The organism is Stenotrophomonas sp. STK16_22 (assembly GCF_051984505.1).
In the GTDB taxonomy this organism is placed as follows: Bacteria; Pseudomonadota; Gammaproteobacteria; order Xanthomonadales; family Xanthomonadaceae; genus Stenotrophomonas; species Stenotrophomonas maltophilia_A.
Genome location: NZ_CP196972.1, coordinates 1410195 through 1434958, shown reverse-complemented (window position 1 = coordinate 1434958; position 24764 = coordinate 1410195). Strand labels below are relative to the sequence as shown.

The window sequence follows — 24764 nt, the reverse complement described above, 5'->3', positions numbered from 1 at the left end:
CTACAGTACGGTGGATGGCAGGTGGTTCGCGCACTTCTGATCGGGGCGATGCTGGTCGCCAGTACGCCCGCGTGGGCCGATCCCGGCAGCACCTCCCTGCAGATCCGGCTGACTGTGGTCGAGGGCTGCAGCAGTGATGCCGGCAACACCCGATGCTCGGCACCGCACCGGCGCAGCGACGCGCCCGAGCTTCCGCAACAGATCCGCGACCTCGCGCCGCCGGCCGACAGCGACGACGCGGCGCCTGCCGTGACCCTCATCTACTGATGCGCATCCTGCTGAGCCTGCTGGCACTGCTGCTGGCACTGCCCGCTGCGGCGCTGGACCTGGTGCCCACCACCCTGCAGCTGCCCGCCGAAGGGGGGCACGGCGAGCTGTGGCTGTACAACCCCGGGCCCGGCCGCTGGCAGGGCGAGGTTCGGATCCTGGCCTGGGAACAGCAGGTCGATGCGGAAAAGCTGCGGCCCAGCGACCAGATCCTGGCCAGCCCCGCCCGGCTCGACCTCCCGCCCGGCACCCGTCAACGCATCTGGCTGCTGCCTCGGGAGACGTCGCCCGTTGCCGTCGAGCAGGCCTACCGGGTGATCCTGAGCCCCAGCGGACAGGGCCTGCCTCGCTACTCGCTGCCCTTGTTCCGGGGGCATGCGACGCCCCTGGCGCGGCCGGACCTGCATGCCGGGATCGAGCCCGGCACGTCGCAGCCTCTTCTGCGACTGCGCAACGCAGGTTCCGTTCACGCCCGCCTGCACGATCTTGCGTTTGTCGCCGGCGATGGACGCCGCACCCTGCTGCTGCCGGGACTGGCCGGCTACCTGCTGGCGGGCCGGGAACGCCGCTGGGCCCTCCCCGTCCATGCCGACGGCTATGCCGGTGGCCATTTCCAGGCCCGGCTGCAGGACGGCCGCGTGGTCGATCTGACCGCGCCGTACCCGGCAATTGCAGCGAGCGCTCCCAGCGGGCTATAATCGACCGGATTCCTGCCGCCTGCGTGCGCGGGAGACCGTCCACACCGGACGTCACCGGTGAATCCACACCTGCTGCCCCCATCCGTGCCGGGGTGCTCCGCAAGGAGTTCGGCCACGGAGGCAACAGGGAAGCCCAACCCCGGAACCATCCGCGCTTCCACGCGTCCCGCATACCTATCCCGCGGGCGGAATCGCCGGTTCCATATCAGGAGTATTGCAATGCCCCAGGTCACCATGCGTCAGATGCTGGAAGCCGGCGTCCACTTCGGCCACCAGACCCGCTACTGGAACCCGAAGATGGCTCCGTACATCTTCGGCGCCCGCGGCAAGATCCACATCATCAACCTGGAAAAGACCGTCCCGCTGTTCAACGATGCGATGAACTTCATCTCGTCGGTTGCCCAGAAGCGCGGCACCGTCCTGTTCCTGGGCACCAAGCGCAGCGCCCGCGAAACCATCAAGGAAGAAGCCGAGCGTTGTGGCATGCCGTTCATGAACCAGCGTTGGCTGGGCGGCACCCTGACCAACTTCCGTACCGTCAAGCAGTCGGTTGCCCGCCTGAAGGAACTGGAAGCCGGTGAAACCGACGGCACCTTCGAGAAGCTGGTCAAGCACGAAGTGCTGGGCCTGCGTCGCGAGCGCGACAAGCTGGAAGCCTCGCTGGGCGGCATCAAGGACATGAACCGTCTGCCGGACGCCATCTTCGTGATCGACATCGGCCACGAAGACATCGCGATCAAGGAAGCCAAGAAGCTGGGCATCCCGGTCATCGCCGTGGTCGACACCAACTACAACCCGGAACTGGTGGACTACGCCATCCCGGGCAACGACGACGCCATCCGCGCTGTGCAGCTGTACGCCCGCGCCGCTGCCGACGCCGTGCTGGAAGGCAAGGCTGCTGCGCCGCACGCTGCTTCGGTGCGTGAGGAAGAGTTCGCCGAAGCCGCTGCTGAAGGCGAAGAGAAGCCGGCCCGCCGCGCCCCGGCCAAGAAGGCTGCCAAGAAGGGCGACGACGCCCAGGCCTGATCCAGGCCCCGGGGTGGACGCCCGGCGTCCACCCTCCCTGCGCGCAGCCTTTGGCGCGTGACAGGACCGTGTCACACGGGCCGGCCACCATGCCGGCCCAACCCCTTTCTTTCGTGAGGTAATCCCGTGGAAATCACTGCTTCCCTGGTCAAGGAACTGCGCGAGCGCACCGGCGCCGGCATGATGGAATGCAAGAAGGCTCTCACCGAAGCCAACGGCGACATCAACGCTGCTGCTGAAGCCATGCGCAAGTCCGGCGCTGCCAAGGCCGACAAGAAGGCTGACCGCGTGGCCGCCGAAGGCCGTCTGGGCCTGGCCCAGGATGGCGGCAAGGCCGTGCTGGTCGAAGTCAACTCGGAAACCGACTTCGTCGCCAACGATGACAACTTCAAGTCCTTCGTCAATGCCGTCGCCGCTGCCGCCCTGGCATCGGGCGCCAACGACGTCGAAGCCGTGAAGGCTGCCAAGCTGGCCGATGGCCGCACCGTTGAAGAAGCCCGCGCCACCGCCGTGCAGACCCTGGGTGAAAACATCCAGATCCGTCGCATGGTGAAGGTTGATGGCAACAACACCATCGGCGCCTACGTCCACACCAACGGCAAGGTTGGCGTGCTGGTCGACCTGGTCGGCGGCGACGTCGAGCTGGCCCGTGGCCTGGCCATGCACGTGGCAGCCCTGAAGCCGCCGCACAACAAGGCTGCGGACGTCCCGGCCGAGTTCGTCGAGAAGGAAAAGGAAATCGAGCTGGCCAAGATGTCCGAAAAGGACAAGGCCAAGCCGGCCGAGATCCTGGAAAAGATCATCAGCGGCAAGATCAACAAGATCGTCAGCGACGTGACCCTGTACGGCCAGACCTACGTGCTGGGCGACACCACCGTCGAGCAGGTGGTCAAGGCCGCTGGCGCCGACGTGGCTGGCTTCAAGCTGCTGATCGTCGGCGAAGGCATCGAGAAGGTGGTGGAAGACTACGCCGCTGAAGTTGCCAAGGCGATGCAGGTCTGATTCCAGCCTTCCGGCTGTGAAGCGACCAGAAGGAGCCGCGGGAAACCGCGGCTCTTTTTTTATGTATGGGCCAAGGGATGAACCCATGCCCCATCGGCGGGTGTGCACCGTTGGTGCGCACAACCGGCACCTTTGCGTTGCGCGCGAATCAAGCCGATACTCGGCGCAGGGAATCCACAGTCACATAGCAGGAACGAAAATCGCGGACTGTGATGCATTCCTAGGTATTCTTGTCCCAATGGAATTGAACGACCCGACATGCCTCCCGAGCTGACAGCTGCCCTGGCGCTCTGCCGCAACCTGCCCTCGCCACCCGGTATTGCCCTGCGCATCATCGAGCTGGCCCAGGACCCGGAAGCGGATATCGCCACCGCCGCCGACATCATCGCCATCGACATGGCGCTGAGCGCTCGCATGCTGCGCATCGCCAATTCGCCGCTGTACGCCAGCCGCCGCCGCATCGAGAACCTCGGCCAGGCGCTGACCATGCTCGGCCTGAATGCCACGATCAGCCTCGCCCTCGGCTTCACCGTCACCCAGGGCCTGACCGCTGGCGGCGGTGCCGACCACGACCTGCGCCAGCGCGCGTGGAAGCGCAGCATTCTCAGCGCCCTGGCCGCCAGCCAGCTGGGCCAGGCACGCGGCCTGCGCCGGCTGGAGGAACTGATGCTGGCCGGGCTGCTGCAGGACCTGGGCGTGCTGTGCCTGGCCCAGGCCGAATCGGAGCGCTACCTGCCACTGCTGCGCGAAGCCCGTGACAATACCGATCTGGTCGCACGCGAGCGCGAGGAACTGGGCTGCAGCCACGCCGATGTCGGCGCCTGGGTGGCCGAACAGTGGGGCCTGCCGCGCTACCTGGTGGAAAGCATCAGCCACAGCGAGGACGACGACGCTGCCGATTCGCCGTTCCAGGCCTGCGTGCAGCTGTCCGGCGCTGTTGCCGACATCTGGCTGGACGAAGACGCCGATGCCGCCCGCGAACGCGCTCTGCACCAGGTGCATGACCGGCTGGAGCTCGACAGCGCCCGTTTCGATCAGGTGCTGACCCGCATCAGCGATGCCCTTCCGGATATCGCCAGCCTGTTCGAGGCCGGCCTGAACTCGCCCTCGCGGGTCCGGGAGCTGATCGACCACGCGCAGGAACTGGCCACCCTGCGCAACCTGCGCGAGCTGCAGGATGCCGATCAGGCACGCCGCCGCGCCGACGAATTCGAGGCGCGGGCCAAGCGCCTGGCCGACCAGGCCCACCGCGACGCCCTGACCGGCGTGCTCAACCGCCGCCAGCTGGAGGCGGTGCTGGAACAGGAGTTCCTGCGCGCCGGGCGCCAGGGCTGGCCGCTGTCGGTGGCCTTCATCGACCTGGACGACTTCAAGAAAATCAATGATGCCCACGGCCACCTGACCGGCGACGAGGTGCTGCGCGCCTTTGCCGGCAAGCTGCAGGGCCAGCTGCGCAACAGCGACACCGTGGCCCGCTTCGGTGGCGAGGAATTCGTCGCGCTGCTGCCCAACACCAGTGAATCGGTGGCGCTGGACGTGATCCGGCGTGTGCTGGCCAACATCGTCGCCACGCCGATGGCCGAGCTGGAGGGAGGCCCGCTGTTCGTCACCTTCTCCGCCGGCGTGGCCACCCAGGGCGGCTACGAACGCTTTGCCGACGTGCAGGACCTGCTGCGCGCAGCCGACGATGTGCTGTACCGCTCGAAGAACCTGGGCCGCAACCGGGTGATCGCCCGCTCCCCCGGCGCTCTCGGCCACGACGAGCTTTCAGCCACCGCCGGCGCCGAGCTGGGCTGAACGGGACGCCCCGCGTGAGCGGGGCGGACGGCAGGATTTCGCGCCGCAGTGCACAAAACACTTTGGCCCAACGCCGCATGCGCGTAGAATCGCCCGCGATTTCCACGCACCCGAGGTCCCCATGTCCAAGCTCGCCTATCGTCGCATCCTTCTGAAACTGTCCGGGGAGGCGCTGATGGGAGATGAGGACTACGGCATCGACCCGAAGATCATCAATCGCCTGGCCCGTGAGGTCATCGAAGCCCAGCAGGCCGGTGCCGAAGTGGCGCTGGTGATCGGCGGCGGCAACATCTTCCGCGGCGCCGGCCTGGCCGCTGGCGGCATGGACCGGGTCACCGGCGACCAGATGGGCATGCTGGCCACGGTCATCAACGCCCTGGCCATGCAGGACGCCCTGGAAAAGCTGGGCGCCAAGGCCCGCGTGATGAGCGCGATCAAGATCAACGACGTGTGCGAGGACTACATCCGCCGCCGCGCCATCCGCCACCTGGAAAAGGGCCGCCTGGTGATTTTCGCCGCCGGCGTCGGCAGCCCGTTCTTCACTACCGACTCCGGCGCCGCGCTGCGTGCGATCGAGATCGGTGCCGACCTGCTGCTGAAGGCCACCAAGGTCGATGGCGTGTACGACAAGGACCCGAACAAGCACAGCGACGCGGTCCGTTTCGACAGCCTGAGCTACGACGAAGTGATCCGCCGCGGCCTGGAAGTGATGGATACCGCGGCCTTCGCACTGGCCCGCGACAGCGACCTGCCGATGCGCGTGTTCGACATGGGCCAGCCGGGCGAGCTGCTGAAGATCCTCAGCGGCGCGAACATCGGCACCCTGGTCCAGGGCCGCGACCCGGCCTGAGCCTGAGCGCCAGGCGAGCTCCGGGCCGATTCTGGCCCGGCAGCGTCCCGTATTCGCCTATAATCGACCGATTCCAGTTACACCCAGGACCGGGCGATGCTCAACGACATCAAGAACAACGCGCAGACGCGCATGGCCAAGAGCATCGACGCTCTGAAGCACACCCTCACCTCGATCCGCACCGGCCGCGCCACCCCGGCCCTGCTGGACCGCGTCACGGTCAGCGCCTATGGCAACGCCAGCACCCCGCTGAACCAGGTCGCATCGATCTCCAACGCCGACGCCCACTCGCTGCTGGTCACGCCGTTCGACAAGAGCATGATCAAGGAGATCGAAAAGGGTCTCTACAACGCCGAGTTCACCCCGAACACCCTGGGCACCGCGATCCGCATCAACATGCCGCCGCCGACCGAAGAGCGCCGCAAGGAGCTGGCCAAGCAGGTGCAGAAGGAAGGCGAAGGCGCCAAGATCGCGATCCGCAACATCCGTCAGGACGCGAACAAGGAAATCGCCAAGCTGGTCAAGGACAAGGCGATCAGCGAAGACGAGAAGAAGCGCGGTGAGGACGACATCCAGAAGTTGACCGACACCAACATCAAGGACGTCGACAAGGTCGTTGCCGACAAGGAAAAAGAACTGCTGTCGGTCTGAAGTCGATGCCTTCAGTCCCGCCTCCGTTGCCGGCCGCCCTGCCCCGCCACATTGCCATCATCATGGATGGCAATGGGCGCTGGGCACAGCAGCGCCGTCGTCCGCGCGTGATCGGCCACCGCGCCGGCGCGCGTGCGGTCAACCGCACCATCGAGCGCTGCCTTGAGCTGGGCATTCCGGCGCTGACCCTGTTCGCGTTTTCCAGCGAGAACTGGGGCCGGCCGCAGGAAGAAGTCGATGCGTTGATGAAGCTGTTCCTCGGCGCGCTCGACCGCGAAGTGGACGAGCTGCATCGGCGTGGCGTGCGCGTGCGCTTCATCGGCGAGCGCGAACGCTTCGGTGCCGGGCTGGTCAGCCGCATGCAGCTGGCCGAGCAGCGCACCGCAGACAACACCACCCTGACCCTGTCGATCGCCGCCAGCTACGGTGGCCGCCAGGACATCGCCCGTGCCGCGCGCGCGCTGGCCGCTGAAGTCGCCGCCGGCCGCCTGCTGCCCGAACAGATCGACGAATCGCTGCTGGGCAGCCAGGTCGCCCTGGCCGACCTGCCGCCACCGGACCTGTTCATCCGCACCGGTGGCGACACCCGCATCAGCAACTTCCTGCTGTGGCAGCTGGCGTACACCGAGCTGTGGTTCACCGAGGCGCTGTGGCCAGACTTCGATCCCGCCCTGCTGCAGCAGGCGCTGGACGCCTACGGCAGCCGTGAGCGTCGTTTCGGCCTGACCAGCGCCCAGATCGCCGCACTGGCCACCGAGACTTCCAGCCCATGACCAAGACCCGAGTCCTTGCCGCGCTGATCATGGCGCCGGTCGCCATTGCCGCGATCCTGCTGCTGCCGACCCAATGGCTGGCAGCGGCGGCCGCTGCGGTGCTGCTGATCGGCCTGTGGGAGTGGCTGAAGCTGGCCGGCATCGAAGACACCCTGGCGCGCACCGTGCTGCTGGTACTGAACCTGCTGCTGATGGTGCTGCTGGTGTGGGCCGATGGCAGCACGCTGGTGCTGTTCCAGATCACCACATTGGCCGGTGTTGCCTGGTGGCTGGCGGCGCTGGTCTGGCTGCGCTTCTTCAATTTCGGCGCGCAGCCGTCGGCACCCTCGCGCATCGTGAAGATGCTGGCCGGTACGCTGGCCATCGTTCCGGCCTGGGCCGCGCTGGTGCTGATCCATGCCGGCGGCGATCCGCCGGGCCAGCAGGGCCACCTGTGGCTGCTGGCTGCGCTGGCACTGGTCTGGGCGGCCGATTCGGGCGCCTATTTCGCCGGCCGTCACTTCGGCAAGCACAAGCTGGCCCCGCGCATCAGCCCCAACAAGACCTGGGAAGGCCTGTTCGGCGGCCTGCTGGCCGGTGTCGCCGTGGCCGTCGGCCTGGGCTGGCTGGCCGGCATCGATACCGCACACCTGCCGGGCCTGCTGATCACTTCGGTGGTGGCGGTGTTCGCCTCGGTGCTGGGTGATCTGTTCGAAAGCCTGATCAAGCGCCACGCGGGCGCCAAGGACTCGGGCCACCTGATTCCGGGCCATGGTGGCGTACTCGACCGTGTCGACGGCGTTCTGGCTGCAGTGCCGGTGTTCGCACTCGGCAAGGAAATCTTCGGGTTCTGACCATGAATGCTGTCGCAGACCTGCGCCGGGTCGCCGTATTCGGCGCCACCGGCTCGATCGGTGCCTCCACGCTGGACGTGATCGCCCGCCACCCGCAGCGCTACCAGGCCACCGTGCTGGCCGCCGGTCGTCAGGTGCAGGCGTTGCTGGCACTGTGCCGCCAGCACCGGCCCGCGCACGCGGTGATCGCCGACGAATCGCTGTTCGCTGAGCTGCGCGATGGCCTGCGCGATGCCGGACTGGCCACCGAGGCGCATGCCGGCCATGCCGCGCTGGACCAGCTGGCCGCCAGCGATGCCTGCGACACCGTGGTCGCCGCCATCGTCGGTGCGGCCGGGCTGTCTTCCACCCTGGCCGCCGCCGCCGCGGGCAAGCGCATCCTGCTGGCCAACAAGGAATCGCTGGTGCTGGCCGGTGAGCTGCTGACCCGCACCGCAGAACGCGCCGGCGCCGAGATCATCCCGATCGACAGCGAACACAGCGCGATCTTCCAGTGCCTGCGCTCGCGCGATGCCAGCGTCGATGGCGCCGGCGTGCGCCGCATCCTGCTGACCGCCTCCGGCGGCCCGTTCCGTGGCCGCAGCCGCGCCGAACTGGCCCAGGTCACCCCGGCCCAGGCCGTTGCCCACCCGAAGTGGTCGATGGGGCCGAAGATCTCGGTCGATTCGGCGACGTTGATGAACAAGGGCCTGGAAGTGATCGAGGCCCACCACCTGTTCGGCATCCCCGGAGAGCACATCGAAGTGCTGGTGCACCCGCAGAGCCTGGTCCACTCGCTGGTCGAGTTCGTGGACGGCTCGACCCTGGCGCAGATGGGCCTGCCGGACATGCGCACCACACTGGCCGTTGGCCTGGGCTGGCCACAACGCATCGAATCGGGCGTATCCGGGCTGGATCTGCTGGCCCAGGGCCGGCTCGATTTCGAGGCCCCGGACACCGACGCCTTCCCCTGCCTGGCCCTGGCCTGGCAGGCGATGCAGGCCGGCGGCACCGCCCCGGCGGTGCTGAACGCTGCCAATGAAGAGGCGGTTTCAGCGTTTCTTCAGGGCCGGATCGGTTTCCTGACCATCCCGGAGCTGGTTGCTAACGCTCTTTCAACACTGCCGACCCAGCCAGCCGATACACTGGAGGTCCTGTTGTCCGCCGACCAGCGGGCACGCCAGCTGACCCTGAACGCCATCGACGCCGCCTGAACGACCGCCTCGCCCAGCATGACGACGCCGCCCCTGCCCGCCACTGTGAGCCTGCATGACTGACTTCATCGGATCGGTCTGGTGGATGATTGTCAGCCTCGGGCTGCTGGTCACGTTCCACGAGTTCGGGCATTACTGGGTCGGGCGCCTGTGCGGGGTCAAGATCCTGCGCTTCTCGGTCGGCTTCGGCCGGCCGCTGTGGTCGCGCCGGGACAGGCACGGCACCGAGTTCGCCATCGCCGCCATCCCGCTGGGTGGCTATGTGAAGTTCCTGGACGAGCGCGAGGTCGAAGTGCACCCGCACGAGCGCGGCCAGGCCTTCAACCACAAGACCGTCTGGCAGCGCATCGCCATCGTCGCCGCCGGACCGATCGCCAACCTGCTGCTGTGCATCCTGCTGCTGTGGGCGATGTTCGTGATCGGCAAGCAGGATTATTCGCCGACCATCGGCCGTGTCAGCGGCATCGCCGCCAGCGCCGGCCTGACCAGCGGCGACCGCGTGCTGCGCGTGGACGAGCGCCCGGTGGTCACCCTCGGCGAGGCCAGCATGGCGCTGACCGCCGCCGCGATGGACCGCCGCGACGTGAAGCTGGAAGTGCTGGACCCGGCCGACCAGGTGCGCGTGCGCAGCCTGCCGCTGTCGCAGCTGCCCCCCGGCTTCGATGAACGGCGCGTGCCGATCCTGGCTGGCCTGTACTGGCAGTCGTGGCTGCAACCGGCGCTGGTCGAGTCGCTCACCGCGGACTCCGTGGTGGCCGGGCAGCTGCAGCCGGGCGATCTGATCGTAGCGATCGACGGCCAGCGCATCGACGGCGCCGACCAGGTCATCGGCGAGATCCAGACGCTGGGCCGCGCCGGCGGCCCGGGCATGATCGAGGTCCTGCGGGGCGGCGAGCGCCTGGCGCTGGAAGTCACCCCGCGCCAGGGCAAGGATTCAAAGGGCGAGCCGATCTGGCAGATCGGCGTGCAGTTCCCGACCTCGTTCAGCCCTCCCTACGACACCCTGCTGCGCTATGGCCCGCTCGACGCGGTCACCGTGGCCGTGCGCGAAACCGGCCGCCTGGCGGCCGATTCGCTGGGCATGATGGGCCGCATCGTCACCGGCAAAGCCTCGCTGCAGAACGTTTCCGGGCCCGTCACCATCGCCCGGGTAGCCAACATCTCGGCCAAACGCGGCCTGGACTGGTTCCTGCAGTTCCTTGCCCTGCTGTCACTCAGCCTGTGCATCATCAACCTGTTGCCGATCCCGATCTTGGACGGCGGCCACCTGCTGTATTACCTTATCGAGTTGGTCAAGGGCAGCCCGCTGAGCGAGCGTGCCATCGCCGCCGGCCAGTACATCGGCCTGGCGTTGCTGGCCGGGCTGATGGGGTTGGCGTTCTACAACGACATCCTCGGCCTGGTCCCGCGATGAACTTTTCCACGTTGTTGCCGTCTACAGCGTCGGCATCCCGCACCAATGAAATCGACCTTCCTACCGGACGTGACATGACGCGACTCCCCAATCGCCGCCTGCTGGCCCTCGCCCTCGCCGCCGTCACCGGCGCTCCCGCCCTGGCCCAGGCAGCCGAGCCCTTCACTGTCAGCGACATCCGCGTGGATGGCCTGCAGCGCATCAGCTCGGGCACGGTATTCACCTACCTGCCGGTGGAGCGTGGCGAGACGGTCACCGACAACAAGGTCGGCGAGACCATCCGCGCCCTGTACAAGACCGGCTTCTTCGAAGACGTGCAGCTGGACCGCCAGGGCAGCATCCTGGTGGTGACCGTCAAGGAACGCCCGGCGATCAACAAGCTGACCGTGACCGGCAACAAGGACATCAAGTCCGAGCAGCTGCTCAAGGGCCTGTCCGACATCGGCCTGACCGAGGGCGGCACCTTCGATCGCCTGAGCCTGGACCGCGTGACCCAGGAACTGCGCCGCCAGTACAACGACCGCGGCAAGTACAACGTCGAGATCACCCCGACGGTGAGCCCGCTGGACCGCAACCGCGTGGACATCGCGATCGCCATCAAGGAAGGCAAGGCGGCCAAGATCCGTCACGTCAACCTGGTCGGCACCGAGAAGTTCGAGAGCAAGGACATCCTGGAGACCTGGGAGTCCAAGGAGCACAACTGGGCATCGTGGTACCGCCGTGACGACCAGTACTCCAAGGAAAAGCTGTCCGGCGACCTGGAAAAGCTCAATTCCTGGTACCTCGACCGCGGCTATGTCGACTTCAGCATTGATTCGACCCAGGTGTCGATCAGCCCCGACAAGCGCGACATGTTCCTCACCGCCGGCGTGACCGAAGGTGCGCAGTACAAGATCTCCGAGATCAAGGTCAGCGGCGACACGATCCTTCCGCAGGAGGACGTCGAGCGCATGGTGATCCAGAAGTCCGGCGACACGTTCTCGCGTGCGCTGCTGGAATTCAGCTCGGACACCATCACCAACTCGCTGTCCAACATCGGCTACGCGTTCGCCAAGGTGAACCCGATCCCGACCACCAACCGCCCCGAGCAGACCGTGGCGATCAACATGCAGGTCGTGCCCGGCCCGCGCGTGTCGGTGCGTCGCATCCTGTTCCGTGGCAACACGCGTACGTCCGACGAAGTGATGCGTCGCGAAATGCGCCAGTTCGAGAACAGCTGGTACTCGCAGGCCGCGATCGACCGCTCCAAGATCCGCCTGCAGCGCCTGGGCTACTTCGAGTCGGTGGACGTTGAAACCCCGGCCGTGAGCGGCAGCAACGACCAGGTCGACGTCGTCTACAACGTCAAGGAAACCACGTCCGGCAGCTTCGTGTTCGGCCTGGGCTACTCGCAGTCCTACGGCATGACCACCTCGGTGCAGCTGTCGCAGAACAACTTCCTCGGCGGCGGCAACCGCGTGTCGGTCGAAGCCTCGCGCAGCAGCTACCTGCAGCGCTACGGCTTCAGCTACACCAACCCGTACTTCACCGATGACGGCGTGTCGCTGGGCTACAACCTGTCCTGGCGCGAACTGGACTACTCCGACTTCAACACCGCGCAGTACAACAGCACCAATGGTTCGGCGCAGGTGGTGTTCGGCGTGCCGATCACCGAGACCGATACCGTCTCGCTGATGTTCGGCATCGACAGCAACCAGATCACCACCTACCAGGGCTCGACCCCGCAGTCGATCATCGACTACATCAACGCCGTCGGTAGGCGCACGTTCCATGCCTGGCGCACCGAGCTGGGCTGGGCGCGTGACTCGCGCAACGACTACTTCATGCCGACCCGCGGTACCTACCAGCGCATCGGCCTGGAAACCACGCTGCCGGGTTCGACCATCGAGTACTACAAGCTGAACTACCAGATCAGCAAGTACTGGCCGATCATGCCGTCGCTGGTGATCAACACCCGTGCCGAAGTGGGCTACGGCGATGCCTATGGCAACGACTACACCCGCACGCTGACCAACCCGGACGGCACCACCCGTACGGTGACCGCCAGCGGCCTGCCGTTCTTCGAGAACTTCTACGCCGGCGGTACCAACTCGGTGCGCGGCTTCGAAGACAACACCCTCGGCCCGCGCGAAGTCACCAACGGCTACCCGGAAGGCCAGCCGCTGGGTGGTTCGCTGAAGACCGTCGGTTCGGTCGAAGCCTACTTCCCGCGCCTGTTCGACAGCCCGTCGGCACGCGTGTCCGCCTTCGTCGACTTCGGTAACGTCTACAACGGCACCAAGAACTTCAAGGCCAACGAACTGCGCGTGTCCACCGGTGTGGCCCTGCTGTGGCGCGCCCCGGTCGGCCCGATCTCGATCAGCTACGCCTTCCCGCTGAAGAAGGAAGACGATGACAAGATCGAACGTCTGCAATTCACGTTCGGTGGCCAGTTCTGAGGAACGTCGTTCCTCAGAACTGATCCACCTCCGGTGAATTGCCCGCGCATTTCACCTATCCCCCGCGCCGCTGGCGCGCCCCCCTTAACAGAAGGGGGGCTCTCCACCAGACGGGATGCGAAGCGCCGGGCTCTGCCCGGCGTTTTCGTTTGGCCTGGATGCCGGAAGCGCCCGCTCTGCTTTTGATCTTTTCTGTTTTTCCGTGGCTGGCACTCGCGCCACGCCCTCGGAGGTCGGACGGGGTGGGGCTGCGGGGGTGTGAGCCGCATGGATGCGGCGACCAAGGCTACATGGACGTACTTGCGCCGCCCCCCGCAGCCCCGCCCCGTCCGACCCAGCCCATGACACTGGCTCTGCCGGCCGCGAGGGGCCCTGCCGTTGGCTGCATGACCGCCCCGCATGACCGCAATGCCGTCACACGTTAAACTCCCGCCGTGAATACTCCCACCTACACCGCCCAGCAACTCGCCGAGCAGTTCGGCCTGCAGGTCCATGGCGACCCCGCCACCGCCATCCATGGCGTGGCCACCCTCGCCCATGCCGGTCCTGGCCAGCTGACCTTCCTCGCCAACCCGCGCTACCGCGCCCAGCTGGCCGACAGCCAGGCCTCGCTGGTGGTCCTGCGTGCCGACGACGCCGAGGCCGCCCCCGGCGCCGCGCTCGTGGCCAAGGACCCGTACACCACCTTCGCCAAGATCGCCGCGCTGTTCGACATCGCGCCGACGCGCCCGCCGGGCATCCACCCCAGCGCCGTCATCGATCCCAGCGCGCAGGTCGCCGCCAGCGCGCATATCGGCCCGTTCGTCTCCGTCGGCGCCCGCAGCGTGGTCGGCGAAAACTGCATCATCGGCACCGGCAGCGTGATCGGCGAAGACTGCAGCCTGGACAACGGCTGCGAGCTGATCGCGCGGGTCACCCTGGTCACCCGGGTCAAGCTCGGCAAGCGGGTTCGTGTGCACCCCGGTGCCGTGCTCGGCGCCGATGGCTTCGGCCTGGCCATGGACGCCGGCAAATGGATCAAGGTGCCGCAGCTCGGCGGCGTGCGCATCGGCGATGACTGCGAGATCGGCGCCAACACCTGCGTCGACCGCGGTGCGCTGGAAGACACCGTGCTGGACGAAGACGTGCGCCTGGACAACCTGGTGCAGATCGCGCACAACGTGCAGATCGGTGCGCACTCGGCCATCGCCGGCTGCACCGGCATCGCCGGCAGCGCCAGGATCGGCCGCTACTGCCTGCTCGGCGGCCACGTTGGCGTGGTCGGCCACCTCGAGATCTGCGACAAGGTCGTGATCACCGGCAAGTCGGTGGTCCGCAATTCCATCCATGAGCCGGGCGAGTACTCGTCCGGCACCCCGTTGACCGACAACCGCACGTGGCGCAAGAACGCCGCGCGCTTCAAGCAGCTGGACGCATTGGCTCGCCGCGTCCTGGCTGCTGGCAAGGAGAAAGAATGAACGACACGCTGCAGCTTCCGATCGACGTCTGCCAGATCCAGGAACTGCTCCCGCACCGCTACCCGTTCCTGCTGGTGGACCGGGTGCTTGAGCTCGACATCGACGCCAAGCGCATCCTTGCGCAGAAGAACGTCAGCATCAACGAGCCGTTCTTCCAGGGCCACTTCCCGGGCCGCCCGATCATGCCCGGCGTACTGATCATCGAAGCGCTGGCGCAGGCCGGTGGCGTGATGACCCAGCTCACGCTCGGCCGTGACTCGCAGTCCAAGCTGTTCTACATGGTCAAGGTGGAAAACGCCCGCTTCAACAAGCAGGTCGTTCCCGGCGACGTGCTGATGCTGGATGTGCAGATGAAGCGCCTGATCCGCAACATGGGCTGGTACTACGGCGAAGCCAAGGTCAACGGTGAAGTCGTTGCCTCGGCCGAAGTCATGTGCGCCGGCGCCAAGGGCTGATCCACTGGAGGCAGGAATGACTGACAACGCACCGCGGATCCACCCGACCGCCGTCATCGACCCGGCCGCGCGCCTGGCCGATGACGTCCAGGTGGGCGCGTTCACCCTGATCGGGGCCGATGTGGAAATCGGTGCCGGCACGGTGATCGGCCCCCACTGCAGCATCCACGGCCCGACGAAGATCGGCCGCGACAACCGCTTCATCGGCCACGCAGCCGTCGGTGGCGAACCGCAGGACAAGAAGTATGCAGGGGAGCGCACCGAGCTGGTGATCGGCGACCGCAATGTGTTCCGCGAGTTCGTCACGCTGAACCGTGGCACCGGCGGCGGCGGCGGCATCACCACCATCGGCGACGACAACTGGATGCTGGCCTACACGCACGTGGCGCATGACTGCCATGTCGGCAACTTCTGCGTGTTCTCCAACAACACCACCCTGGCCGGCCACGTGACCGTGGGTGACTACGTGATCATCAGCGGCTTCGCCGGGGCCCACCAGTTCTGCCGGATCGGCGCGCATGCCTTCCTCGGCATGGGCGCGCTGACCAATGGCGATGTTCCGCCGTTCACCATGGTCGGCACCGATTCGTTGGGCCGCCCGCGCGGCATCAACAGCGAAGGCCTGAAGCGCCGCGGCTTCGACGCCGAGCGCATTTCCGCCATCAAGCGTGCCTACCGCACGCTGTACGTGGCGGGCCTGCCACTGGCCGAAGCCAAGGTGCAGCTGACCGAACAGGCGCGCGACAGCGATGACGTGAAGGCCATGCTGGACTTCATCGAGCACGCCGAGAGGCCCTTGCTGCGATGAGCAGCACGACCGGCCAGGCGCCGGCCGGCGCCGCCGTGATTCCGCTGGCCTCGATGGCCGGCAGCGTCCCCGCGCAGCGGGTGCTCAGCGAGCGCCCGTTGCGGATCGCGCTGGTGGCCGGTGAGGCCTCCGGTGATCTGCTGGGTGCGGGACTGGTGCGCGAACTGAAGGCACGCTTTCCGAATGCCGAGTTCGCCGGCATCGGTGGCGATGCCATGCGCAGCGCCGGCTGCCTGACCTGGCACGATGCCAGCGAGCTGGCGGTGATGGGCCTGACCGAAGTACTGCGCCATCTGCCACGTCTGCTCAAACTGCGTTCCGCGTTCCGCCAGCGTGCGCTGGAATGGCAGCCGGACGTGTTCATCGGCATCGACGCGCCCGACTTCAACCTGGGCATCGAACGCTGGCTGAAGCAGCGCGGCGTGCGCACCGTGCATTACGTGAGCCCCTCGGTCTGGGCTTGGCGCGAGAAGCGCGCCGAGAAGATCGGCAGCAGCGCCGACCTGGTGCTGTGCCTGTTCCCGATGGAACCGCCCATCTATGCCAAGCACGGCATCGACGCGCGTTTCGTTGGCCATCCGATGGCCGATGACATCCCCCTGCAGGGCAACCGCGAGGAAGCGCGCGCCGCGCTTGGCCTGCCGACGTCGGCCAAGGTGCTGGCGGTGTTGCCAGGCAGCCGCCTGGGCGAAATCTCGCGCCTCGGTGAACCCTTCTTCGAAGCCGCCTGGCAGGTCTCCGAGCGCATCCCCGGCCTGCACGTGGTGGTGCCTGCCGCCAACCCCGCATGCAAGCGGCTGATCGAAGAGCAGCTGTCGCGCTCGGCGCTGCCGGTCGCGTACTCGCATGTGCTCGACGGCCAGGCGCGCAACGCCATGATCGCGGCCGACGTGGTGGTGCTGGCGTCCGGTACCGCGACCCTGGAGGCCATGCTGGTGAAGCGGCCGATGGTGGTCGGCTACCGTGTCAACGAGCTGACCTACCGTCTGGTCAAGGCATTCGGCCTGATCAAGGTCGACCGCTTCGCCCTGCCCAACATCCTGGCCGGCCAGGACCTGGCACCGGAGCTGATGCAGCATGACTGCACGCCGGACAAGCTGGCTGCGGCCATCCAGCAATGGTTCGACCACCCGCAGCGGGTGACCGACCTGCAGGACACCTATGCCCGCCTGCATGAGCGCCTGCGCCGCAATGCGTCGGCACGTGCCGCCGACGCCGTCGGCGAGCTGCTGATGCGCGACCAGGCCCAGGCATGAGCCGCCGCCACGCCGCAGCGGCCAGCCTGACCCTGTTCGATGGCGCGGCGGTGGTCGAGCCGGAGCGCCTGGTCGCCGGCGTCGACGAAGCCGGTCGTGGCCCGCTGGCCGGGCCGGTCGCGGTGGCGGCCGTGGTGTTCGACCCGGCACGGCCGCGCATCAACGGCCTGGACGATTCCAAGCAGCTGACCGCGGCGCGCCGCGAGCAGCTGCATGACCGCATCATCGAGCGCGCCCTGGCCTGGCATGTGGTGCTGGTGGACGTGGACACCATCGACCGTCTGAACATCTACCAGGCCACCCTGCAGGGCATGCGCGACGTGGTCGCAGCGGTCGCCCACGTGGCCGGCTTCGCGCGCATCGATGGCAACGTGGTGCCCAAGGGGCTGGTACTGCCGGCGCAGGCGCTGGTCGGCGGCGATGGCATCGACCGCGCGATCATGGCCGCCTCGATCCTGGCCAAGGTCTCGCGCGACCGCTACATGCAGGAGGTGCATGCCCGCCATCCGCAGTACGGCTTCGAGCAGCACAAGGGCTACGGCACCCCGGCCCACCTGGCCGCCCTGCGCGAGCACGGCCCCTGCGTGGAGCACCGGCGCAGCTTCGCCCCGGTGCGCGAGTGCCTGGAAACAGCGCCAGCCCCCGCGATCACAGCCATCGCTTGAACAACGGCTGCCGGGTATCGTCCGGCGCTTTCACGGCAATGTGAACGCCTCCGCTGGCGCCGGGCCATGCCCGGCGACATTCGCGCAATCGGCGCACCGTCAAGTCCTTGTCGCTTCCCCCTGCCCTCGCTACCCTGACCGGGCACTCCAGCGCATCCCGACCCCGGCGACGATCTTCCGTCAGCACCCGGGGCCCGCGCGCTCCAACCTGGTCCGGCATGTCCAACTCCCGCTTCGTACATCTCCACGTCCACACCGAGTTCTCGCTGGCGGACTCGACCATCCGCGTGCCGGCCAAGCCCGACCAGGCGGACCCGAAGAAGGCCAAGCAGGCCAACCTGCTGTCGCGCTCGGTCGAGCTCGGCCTGCCCGCGCTGGCGGTGACCGACCTCAACAACCTGTTCGCCCTGGTCAAGTTCTACAAGGCCGCCGAAGGCGTGGGCATCAAGCCGATCGCCGGCGCCGATGTACTGATCGCCGAGGAAGGCCAGGACCCGTGGCGGATGACCCTGCTGTGCCGCGACCGTGAGGGCTACCTGAGCCTGTCGCGGCTGCTGACCCGCGCCTGGATGGAAGGCCATCGCCCGGAAGGCGGCGTGGCAATCCACCCGGACTGGCTGAAGGCCGGCAACGCCAACCTGTTCGCACTCGCTGGCCGGCAGAGCCTGGCCGGGCGCCTGGCGTTGGACGGCAAGCATGAACTGGCCGAGCAGCAGCTGGCCGACTGGCAACGCGTGTTCGGCGATGGCCTGCACCTGGAGCTGACCCGCACCGGCCGCGAGGGCGAGGAAACCTTCAACCAGTTCGCGCTGATGGCCGCAGGCCAGCGTGGCCTGCCGGTGGTGGCCAGCAACGACGTGCGCTTCCTGTCGCCGACGGATTTCAGCGCGCACGAAGCGCGCGTATGCATTTCCACCGGCCGCGTGCTGGACGACCCCAAGCGCCCGCGCGAATACAGCGACCAGCAGTACCTGAAGTCGGCCGAGGAGATGTGCGCGCTGTTCGCCGACATCCCCGATGCGATCGACAACACGCTGGCGCTGGCCGAGCGCTGCAACATCGAGATGCGGCTGGGCACCTACTTCCTGCCCAACTACCCGGTGCCGGACGACGAGACCCTGGACACCTGGATCCAGAAGATGTCGCGCGATGGCCTGGAAGAGCGCCTGGAGAAGAATCCACTGGCGCCGGGCAAGACCCGCGAAGAGTATTTCGAGCGCCTGGAGTTCGAGCTCAACACCATCATCAAGATGGGCTTCCCGGGCTACTTCCTGATCGTGGCCGACTTCATCCAGTGGGGCAAGAACCAGGGCATTCCGATCGGCCCGGGCCGTGGTTCGGGTGCCGGTTCGCTGGTGGCGTGGGCGCTGAAGATCACCGATCTGGACCCGCTGCCGTACAACCTGCTGTTCGAGCGATTCCTCAATCCCGAACGCGTGTCGATGCCCGACTTCGACATCGACTTCTGCATGGACCGCCGCGACGAGGTGATCGACTACGTCGCGCGCAAGTACGGGCGCGAGCGCGTCAGCCAGATCATCACCTACGGCACCATGGCCGCCAAGGCGGTGGTGCGCGACTCCGGCCGCGTGCTCGGTTTCCCGTACGGCCTGGTCGACGGTGTCTCCAAGCTGATCCCGAACATCCTCGGCATCCACCTGAAGGATGCGCTGGGCAAGGGCAAGGAAGGCCCGGGCTCGGAAATGGCCTCGGCCGAACTGATCCAGCGCTACGAGACCGAGGACGATGTCCGCGACCTGATCGATCTGGCGCTGCAGCTGGAAGACCTGACCCGCAACGCCGGCAAGCACGCCGGTGGCGTGGTGATCGGGCCGGAGCCGCTTAGCGAGTTCTGCCCGCTGTACGCCGAACACGACGAGAACGGCCTCGGCAAGAACCCGGTCACCCAGTTCGACAAGAACGACGTGGAAGAAGTGGGCCTGGTGAAGTTCGACTTCCTCGGCCTGCGCACGCTGACCATCATCGACTGGGCGGTGAAGGCGATCAACAAGCGCCATGAGCGCGCCGGCATTCCGCCGGTGGACATCGCCGCGATCCCGCTGGACGACACGCCCACCTACAAGGACATCTTTGCCAACGGCAATACCGGCGCGGTGTTCCAGTTCGAATCCTCGGGCATGCGCCGCCTGCTGAAGGACGCGCGCCCCGACCGTTTCGAAGACCTGATCGCGCTGGTGTCGCTGTACCGTCCCGGCCCGATGGACCTGATTCCCTCCTTCAACGCGCGTAAGCACGGCCAGGAAGAAATCATCTATCCCGATCCGCGCACCGAAGCGATCCTGAAGGACACCTACGGCATCATGGTGTACCAGGAGCAGGTGATGCAGATGGCGCAGATCGTCGGCGGCTACTCGCTGGGCGGCGCCGACCTGCTGCGCCGCGCGATGGGCAAGAAGGTGCCGGCCGAAATGGCCAAGCACCGCGAGATCTTCCGCGAAGGCGCGGCCAAGGACGGCGTGGACGAGGCCAAGGCCGACGCGATCTTCGACCTGATGGAGAAGTTCGCCGGCTACGGCTTCAACAAGTCGCACGCCGCTGCCTATGCACTGGTCAGCTACCAGACCGCGTGGCTGAAGCGCCACTACCCGGCCGAGTTCATGGCGGCCACGCTGTCCTCGGACCTGGACAATACCGAGAAGGTGGTCGGCTTCCTGGACGAAGTGCGCAACCTCGGCCTGACCGTGCTGCCGCCGAAGGTGAACCACTCGGCCTTCATGTTCGAAGCCGTCACCCCGGACACCATCCAGTACGGTCTGGGCGCGATCAAGGGCGTCGGCCAGGGTGCCTGCGAAGCGGTGGTGGACGAGCGCCTGAAGGGTGGCGACTACAAGGACCTGCTCGACTTCTGCACCCGCGTTGGATCGGCCAAGCTCAACCGGCGCACGCTGGAAGCGATGATCAACTGCGGCGCACTGGATGAGCTCGGGCATAACCGCGCCTCGCTGATGCTGCAGCTGCCGGAAGTGATCAAGGCCACCGACCAGATGGCGCGCGAACGTGCGTCGGGCCAGAACTCGCTGTTCGGTGGCCCCGACCCGAGCGCGACCACGATCCAGCTGGACCTGCCCGAAGCCGAGGAATGGCCGCTGCTGCAGCGCCTGAATGGCGAGCGCGACACGCTGGGCTTCTACCTCAGCGGCCACCCGTTCGATCCCTGGCGCGACGACGTGCGCGACCTGGTCGGCAACGACCTGGGCTCGGTGGAGAAGATCTGGAGCGCCAACAGCGGTGGCGGTGGCGGCGGCGAAAAGCGCTGGCGCCCGGAAGTGCAAACCGTGCTGGCCGGCCAGGTGGTCGGCGTGCGCCGCAAGGGTGAGAGCCAGATCTTCATCCAGCTCGAGGACGGCCGTGGCCGCGTCGAGTGCAGCGCGTTCTCCGACGCGATGGCCGAGTTCGGCCACCTGATGACCAAGGACCGCATCCTGGTGGTCAAGGGTGGCCTGCGCGAGGACGAATTCAACGGTGGCTTCGCGCTGCGCATCCGCCAGTGCTGGGACTTCGACGAAGTCTGCGCCAACTACGCCACCCGGCTCTCGCTGCGCCTGGACCTGCGCCAGCAGCGCCCGGTCTGGGAGCGCATCGACGCCCTGCTCGACCGCCATCGCCCCGGCCGCACGCCGCTGCGCCTGGATCTGCTGCTGAAGGGTCCGCAGGGCGGTGTCGCCGGCATGCTCGATGTGTCCGGGCAGAGCGCGGTACGCATCGATTCCAAGCTGATGGAGGCGCTGCGCGCCGACCCCGCCGTGCGCACCCTGAAGGTGCGCTACAGCCCGCCGTGGGCCAGCTGAAGCTGGCTCCCTGGTTTTGCTGAAACCCCTGCTTTCCCGTTCCATGTATCAAGGACGATTGCCGATGAAGACCCTGCTGTTCCCGTTCGCCGCCGCTCTGGCCCTGGCCGCCTGTTCGCCCTCGAAGGTCGAGTTCCAGATCGACAACCCGACCGACACGCCGCTGGCACTGAGCATCGATGGCAAGGACCTGCCGGTGGCCGCACAGGGCTCGCGCCCGATCTCGCTGGCCGTCGGCGAGCATCGCCTGCATACCGACAAGCTCGGTGATGTGCGCTTCATCGTCTACGTCGACGGTCGTGGCGGCCTGATCAATCCGACCCTCAGCGAGTACGTGATCGCCCGCGAGATCTATGTCACCGACGAGAGCAAGCTGAAGAACTTCGGCACCGGCAAGGCCGGCATCGAGCTGGGCGGCGTCGACTTCGAAGGCCCGTTCGAGAAGCGCCACGACCTGTTCATCGACAAGACCTGGACCTACGGCGTGCGCGAACCGTTCCCCAAGGAAAAGGTGGTCGCCCACGTCGATTCCAGCGGCGGCCAGATCGTGGCCAAGGTGTTCACCGCGCCGGACTTCATCGCTTACGTGGAAGAAGGCATGGGCGAGCCCGGTGCGTTCAAGCGCGAGCAGCCGGCCGGCTACGTGGCCCCGGCATTCAGCCTGGAACCGGCCCCGGCCAGCCTGCCGGCGCTGGTGCCGGCCTTCGAGGCGCATGCCGCGCCGCTGCGTGAGGTCTATGCGCGCTGGCTGAAGGCCACCACCGCCGATGAACAGAAGGCCCTGCGCAAGCAGGACTTCGCCGCGCAGATGGCCTTCACCTCGGCCACCGCCACCCTGGGCAGCGGGCTGGGCCGGGAGGCCAACGAGGCCTACAACGACTTCGTTTCCCAGCGCAGCCAGCTGATGGGCCGCAGCGCCCTGGTGGTGCCCTGAGCTGACTGGCGCCCCCTGCCCGGCTGCGCTACCGTCGCCTTCCAGACGAAGGCGTACGGGTGGTTTGCACGCATTCGGCTAGAATTCCCCTCTTCTTTACACGACGGCTTCCGATGAATCCGAACTACCTCGACTTCGAGCAACCCATCGCCGACCTGGAAGCCAAGATCCAGGAACTGCGCAACGCCAGTGCCGGGCCGGCGGTCAATGTCGAGGCGGAAGTGCACGCGCTGCAGGACAAGCTGCGCATGCGCACCGCGCAGATCTTCCGCAACCTGACCTCGTGGCAGGTGCTGCAGCTGGCCCGTCATCCGTCGCGCCCGTACACCGCCGACTACATCCGCATCATCTGCGATGAGTTCCAGGAGCTGGCAGGCGACCGCGCCTTCGCCGACGACAAGGCCATCATGGGTGGCCTGGCCCGCATCAACGGCCGCGCGGTGATGGTGATCGGCCACCAGAAGGGCCGTGACACCAAGGAAAAGATCAAGCGCAACTTCGGCATGCCCAAGCCGGAGGGCTACCGCAAGGCCCTGCGCCTGATGAAGATGGCCGAGCGCTTCGGCCTGCCGGTGCTGACCCTGATCGACACCGCCGGCGCCTGGCCGGGCATCGATGCCGAATCGCGCGGCCAGTCCGAAGCGATCGCACGCAACCTGATCGAGATGGCCGAACTGAAGGTGCCGATCATCTGCACCGTGATCGGTGAAGGTGGCTCCGGCGGCGCGCTGGCGCTGGGCGTGGGCGACCGCACCGTGATGCTGGAGTACTCGGTGTACTCGACCATCACCCCGGAAGGCTGCGCCTCGATCCTGTGGAAGGATGCCGGCAAGGCCAAGGATGCCGCCGAACAGCTGGGCCTGACCGCCCCGCGCCTGAAGAGCCTGGGCCTGGTCGACAAGGTCGTGCGCGAGCCGACCGGTGGCGCCCACCGCAACCCGACGCAGATGGCCAAGCGCCTGAAGGCGGTGCTGCTGAACGAACTGGACGCGCTGGACAAGCTGTCCACCGAGCAGCTGCTGGAACAGCGCTACGCCCGCCTGCGCAGCTACGGCACGTACGAAGCGGCCTAAGCCCGGTAGTGCCGGCCGCTGGCCGGCAACACGCAGGTGATTGCAGAAACGAAAGAGCCGGGCAATCGCCCGGCTCTTTCGTTTGCGCCCTGGCGGCATCCACGCATGGCGTGGATCTACCGGGTGCAGATGACCCCGCGTCAGAACGGCTTGGCCAGCACCAGCCACACGATCGGAATGAACGCCAGCAACGGGATCTCGTTGATCCAGCGCAGCGCGCGCGACGACGGCAGCGCCCTGCCCTTGGCCACGCCCTTGAGCAGGCGCCCGATCCAGCTGAAGTACACCAGCAGCAGCACCACCAGCCCCAGCTTGGCATGCAGCCAACCGGCGCCGCCCGAGGCAACCATCGTCGGGAAATCCGGAATGACCTTGTAGCCCAGCCACAGCACCAGGCCCAGCAGGAATGCCAACCCGAACATCGAGTGGCCGAAACGGTACAGGCGCAGGCCCATCAGCTGCAGGCGCTCGGTCACCGCCGGCTGGCCTGCGGTCTCGGCCAGATTCACCAGGATGCGCGGCAGGTAGAACACCGTGGCCATCCACGCCACCACGAACACGATGTGGAAGGTCTTGACCCAGTAATAGCTCTGCATGCGCTCGCTCCGGCGGCTGGCGTAGGTTGGCGGCCATTCTCGCATGCCGTGGCAAGGCCGCCGCAGGCACGCACGCCGCGACACATCGACGCATGGCACGCCGCAACGCCGTACGATAAGCGCCGTTTTCCCCGATCGTGCACCGCCCCATGGACAAGACCTACGACGCCGCCTACTTCCAACGCTGGTACCGACGTGCCGACATCGGTGGCAGCGCCCGCCTGGCACGCAAGGTGGCATTGGCTGTGGCCAGCGCCGAGTACTACCTGGAGCGACCGATCCGCAGCGTGCTGGATATCGGCTGCGGCGAAGGCGCCTGGCGCGCGCCGCTGCTGAAGCTGCGTCCGAAGGTCGAATACCTCGGCTTCGACAGCAGCGAGTACGCTGTGCGCCGCTACGGCCGCACCCGCAACCTGCACCTGGCCCGCTTCGGTGATTTCGCCTGGCTGCGGCCCTGCGCCCCGGTCGACCTGCTGATCTGCTCGGACGTGATGCACTACGTGCCCGACCGTGAGCTGCGTGCCGGACTGGCCGGCATGGCGGAGCTGACCGGCGGCGTGGCCTTCCTGGAGACCTTCGCCGCCGAGGACGCGTTCGAGGGCGACCACGAGGGTTTCCAGGCCCGCCCGGCGCGCTGGTACCGGCGGACGCTGGCCCGGCACGGTCTGCAGCCGGTAGGGTCGCATTGCTGGCTCGGTCCCGCCCTGGCAGGCGATGCGGCCGCGCTGGAACGGATGTGAATCCGGATTCATTATTTTCAGCCAACTTA

The 24764-nt window shown here is 67.1% G+C and carries 22 protein-coding genes; 21 read left to right on the top strand and 1 reads right to left on the bottom strand.

Annotated features, from left to right (window positions below):
* The first annotated feature begins 48 nt into the window (after positions 1–48).
* From ACSYAO_RS06545 to ACSYAO_RS06450, 20 genes are all read left to right on the top strand, one after another.
* The gene (locus ACSYAO_RS06545) at positions 49–267 is read left to right on the top strand and encodes a hypothetical protein (RefSeq protein ID WP_049463630.1); all 219 of its coding nucleotides are present in this window, start codon (positions 49–51) and stop codon (positions 265–267) included.
* Positions 267–965 carry a fimbrial biogenesis chaperone gene (locus tag ACSYAO_RS06540; RefSeq protein ID WP_197655699.1) on the top strand — a complete coding sequence of 233 codons (699 nt, stop codon included), beginning with the start codon at positions 267–269 and terminating at the stop codon, positions 963–965. Before ACSYAO_RS06545 ends, ACSYAO_RS06540 begins: the two co-directional genes overlap by 1 nt.
* Before the next feature lie 219 nt (positions 966–1184).
* Positions 1185–1991, top strand: a complete 807-nt coding sequence (rpsB, locus tag ACSYAO_RS06535; protein ID WP_005408748.1) for a 30S ribosomal protein S2 — start codon at positions 1185–1187, stop codon at positions 1989–1991.
* A gap of 126 nt (positions 1992–2117) precedes the next feature.
* On the top strand, positions 2118–2993 hold the full coding sequence (gene tsf, locus ACSYAO_RS06530; RefSeq protein ID WP_032127939.1) for a translation elongation factor Ts: 876 nt from the start codon (positions 2118–2120) through the stop codon (positions 2991–2993).
* 258 nt (positions 2994–3251) lie between these two features.
* Positions 3252–4790 (top strand): GGDEF domain-containing protein, encoded by a 1539-nt coding sequence (locus ACSYAO_RS06525; RefSeq protein ID WP_049463627.1) that lies wholly within the window; start codon positions 3252–3254, stop codon positions 4788–4790.
* A gap of 121 nt (positions 4791–4911) precedes the next feature.
* Positions 4912–5640, top strand: coding sequence for a UMP kinase (gene pyrH / locus ACSYAO_RS06520; protein WP_032127941.1), 729 nt, complete (start codon positions 4912–4914; stop codon positions 5638–5640).
* 96 nt (positions 5641–5736) lie between these two features.
* Positions 5737–6291 (top strand): ribosome recycling factor, encoded by a 555-nt coding sequence (gene frr, locus ACSYAO_RS06515; RefSeq protein WP_032127942.1) that lies wholly within the window; start codon positions 5737–5739, stop codon positions 6289–6291.
* A gap of 5 nt (positions 6292–6296) precedes the next feature.
* Positions 6297–7064 (top strand): polyprenyl diphosphate synthase, encoded by a 768-nt coding sequence (uppS, locus tag ACSYAO_RS06510; RefSeq protein ID WP_032127943.1) that lies wholly within the window; start codon positions 6297–6299, stop codon positions 7062–7064.
* Complete coding sequence (locus ACSYAO_RS06505) at positions 7061–7897, top strand: phosphatidate cytidylyltransferase (protein WP_049463626.1); 837 nt, start codon at positions 7061–7063, stop codon at positions 7895–7897. Before uppS ends, ACSYAO_RS06505 begins: the two co-directional genes overlap by 4 nt.
* A 2-nt stretch (positions 7898–7899) precedes the next feature.
* Complete coding sequence (locus tag ACSYAO_RS06500) at positions 7900–9090, top strand: 1-deoxy-D-xylulose-5-phosphate reductoisomerase (RefSeq protein WP_049463625.1); 1191 nt, start codon at positions 7900–7902, stop codon at positions 9088–9090.
* A gap of 55 nt (positions 9091–9145) precedes the next feature.
* Positions 9146–10504: an RIP metalloprotease RseP gene (rseP, locus tag ACSYAO_RS06495; RefSeq protein ID WP_032127946.1), complete on the top strand. Its 1359-nt coding sequence runs from the start codon at positions 9146–9148 to the stop codon at positions 10502–10504.
* Between the two features lie 74 nt (positions 10505–10578).
* The gene (gene bamA, locus ACSYAO_RS06490; RefSeq protein WP_049463624.1) at positions 10579–12942 is read left to right on the top strand and encodes an outer membrane protein assembly factor BamA; all 2364 of its coding nucleotides are present in this window, start codon (positions 10579–10581) and stop codon (positions 12940–12942) included.
* A gap of 434 nt (positions 12943–13376) precedes the next feature.
* Positions 13377–14399 (top strand): UDP-3-O-(3-hydroxymyristoyl)glucosamine N-acyltransferase, encoded by a 1023-nt coding sequence (lpxD, locus tag ACSYAO_RS06485; protein ID WP_049455670.1) that lies wholly within the window; start codon positions 13377–13379, stop codon positions 14397–14399.
* Positions 14396–14854, top strand: coding sequence for a 3-hydroxyacyl-ACP dehydratase FabZ (fabZ, locus tag ACSYAO_RS06480; RefSeq protein ID WP_032128326.1), 459 nt, complete (start codon positions 14396–14398; stop codon positions 14852–14854). Before lpxD ends, fabZ begins: the two co-directional genes overlap by 4 nt.
* 16 nt (positions 14855–14870) lie before the next feature.
* Positions 14871–15662, top strand: a complete 792-nt coding sequence (lpxA, locus tag ACSYAO_RS06475) for an acyl-ACP--UDP-N-acetylglucosamine O-acyltransferase (RefSeq protein ID WP_032128327.1) — start codon at positions 14871–14873, stop codon at positions 15660–15662.
* Positions 15663–15715: 53 nt separating this feature from the next.
* The gene (gene lpxB, locus ACSYAO_RS06470; protein ID WP_100437555.1) at positions 15716–16918 is read left to right on the top strand and encodes a lipid-A-disaccharide synthase; all 1203 of its coding nucleotides are present in this window, start codon (positions 15716–15718) and stop codon (positions 16916–16918) included.
* Positions 16915–17583: a ribonuclease HII gene (locus tag ACSYAO_RS06465; RefSeq protein ID WP_049461544.1), complete on the top strand. Its 669-nt coding sequence runs from the start codon at positions 16915–16917 to the stop codon at positions 17581–17583. Before lpxB ends, ACSYAO_RS06465 begins: the two co-directional genes overlap by 4 nt.
* Before the next feature lie 218 nt (positions 17584–17801).
* Entirely contained in the window at positions 17802–21392 is a 3591-nt protein-coding gene (gene dnaE / locus ACSYAO_RS06460) for a DNA polymerase III subunit alpha (RefSeq protein ID WP_262220666.1), read from the top strand.
* Between the two features lie 64 nt (positions 21393–21456).
* Positions 21457–22326 (top strand): hypothetical protein, encoded by an 870-nt coding sequence (locus ACSYAO_RS06455; RefSeq protein ID WP_197655702.1) that lies wholly within the window; start codon positions 21457–21459, stop codon positions 22324–22326.
* A gap of 113 nt (positions 22327–22439) precedes the next feature.
* Positions 22440–23399: an acetyl-CoA carboxylase carboxyltransferase subunit alpha gene (locus tag ACSYAO_RS06450; protein WP_151356363.1), complete on the top strand. Its 960-nt coding sequence runs from the start codon at positions 22440–22442 to the stop codon at positions 23397–23399.
* A gap of 140 nt (positions 23400–23539) precedes the next feature.
* On the opposite strand, the gene ACSYAO_RS06445 is transcribed toward ACSYAO_RS06450, so the two are convergent.
* Positions 23540–23995 carry a CopD family protein gene (locus ACSYAO_RS06445; protein WP_032128333.1) on the bottom strand — a complete coding sequence of 152 codons (456 nt, stop codon included), beginning with the start codon at positions 23993–23995 and terminating at the stop codon, positions 23540–23542.
* A 149-nt stretch (positions 23996–24144) separates the two neighbouring features.
* Here ACSYAO_RS06445 and ACSYAO_RS06440 point away from each other — a divergent pair, with 149 nt between their 5' ends.
* Entirely contained in the window at positions 24145–24735 is a 591-nt protein-coding gene (locus tag ACSYAO_RS06440; protein ID WP_197655703.1) for a class I SAM-dependent DNA methyltransferase, read from the top strand.
* Positions 24736–24764 lie beyond the last annotated feature (29 nt).

What these genes read in the sequence shown, in the direction of transcription:
- ACSYAO_RS06545 (WP_049463630.1), top strand. Translation starts at nt 49, where the DNA reads ATGCTGGTCGCCAGTACGCCCGCGTGGGCCGATCCCGGCAGCACCTCC.
- ACSYAO_RS06540 (WP_197655699.1), top strand. Translation starts at nt 267, where the DNA reads ATGCGCATCCTGCTGAGCCTGCTGGCACTGCTGCTGGCACTGCCCGCT.
- rpsB (WP_005408748.1), top strand. Translation starts at nt 1,185, where the DNA reads ATGCCCCAGGTCACCATGCGTCAGATGCTGGAAGCCGGCGTCCACTTC.
- ACSYAO_RS06525 (WP_049463627.1), top strand. Translation starts at nt 3,252, where the DNA reads ATGCCTCCCGAGCTGACAGCTGCCCTGGCGCTCTGCCGCAACCTGCCC.
- pyrH (WP_032127941.1), top strand. Translation starts at nt 4,912, where the DNA reads ATGTCCAAGCTCGCCTATCGTCGCATCCTTCTGAAACTGTCCGGGGAG.
- frr (WP_032127942.1), top strand. Translation starts at nt 5,737, where the DNA reads ATGCTCAACGACATCAAGAACAACGCGCAGACGCGCATGGCCAAGAGC.
- uppS (WP_032127943.1), top strand. Translation starts at nt 6,297, where the DNA reads ATGCCTTCAGTCCCGCCTCCGTTGCCGGCCGCCCTGCCCCGCCACATT.
- ACSYAO_RS06505 (WP_049463626.1), top strand. Translation starts at nt 7,061, where the DNA reads ATGACCAAGACCCGAGTCCTTGCCGCGCTGATCATGGCGCCGGTCGCC.
- ACSYAO_RS06500 (WP_049463625.1), top strand. Translation starts at nt 7,900, where the DNA reads ATGAATGCTGTCGCAGACCTGCGCCGGGTCGCCGTATTCGGCGCCACC.
- rseP (WP_032127946.1), top strand. Translation starts at nt 9,146, where the DNA reads ATGACTGACTTCATCGGATCGGTCTGGTGGATGATTGTCAGCCTCGGG.
- bamA (WP_049463624.1), top strand. Translation starts at nt 10,579, where the DNA reads ATGACGCGACTCCCCAATCGCCGCCTGCTGGCCCTCGCCCTCGCCGCC.
- fabZ (WP_032128326.1), top strand. Translation starts at nt 14,396, where the DNA reads ATGAACGACACGCTGCAGCTTCCGATCGACGTCTGCCAGATCCAGGAA.
- lpxA (WP_032128327.1), top strand. Translation starts at nt 14,871, where the DNA reads ATGACTGACAACGCACCGCGGATCCACCCGACCGCCGTCATCGACCCG.
- lpxB (WP_100437555.1), top strand. Translation starts at nt 15,716, where the DNA reads ATGGCCGGCAGCGTCCCCGCGCAGCGGGTGCTCAGCGAGCGCCCGTTG.
- ACSYAO_RS06465 (WP_049461544.1), top strand. Translation starts at nt 16,915, where the DNA reads ATGAGCCGCCGCCACGCCGCAGCGGCCAGCCTGACCCTGTTCGATGGC.
- dnaE (WP_262220666.1), top strand. Translation starts at nt 17,802, where the DNA reads ATGTCCAACTCCCGCTTCGTACATCTCCACGTCCACACCGAGTTCTCG.
- ACSYAO_RS06455 (WP_197655702.1), top strand. Translation starts at nt 21,457, where the DNA reads ATGAAGACCCTGCTGTTCCCGTTCGCCGCCGCTCTGGCCCTGGCCGCC.
- ACSYAO_RS06450 (WP_151356363.1), top strand. Translation starts at nt 22,440, where the DNA reads ATGAATCCGAACTACCTCGACTTCGAGCAACCCATCGCCGACCTGGAA.
- ACSYAO_RS06445 (WP_032128333.1), bottom strand. Translation starts at nt 23,995, where the DNA reads ATGCAGAGCTATTACTGGGTCAAGACCTTCCACATCGTGTTCGTGGTG.
- ACSYAO_RS06440 (WP_197655703.1), top strand. Translation starts at nt 24,145, where the DNA reads ATGGACAAGACCTACGACGCCGCCTACTTCCAACGCTGGTACCGACGT.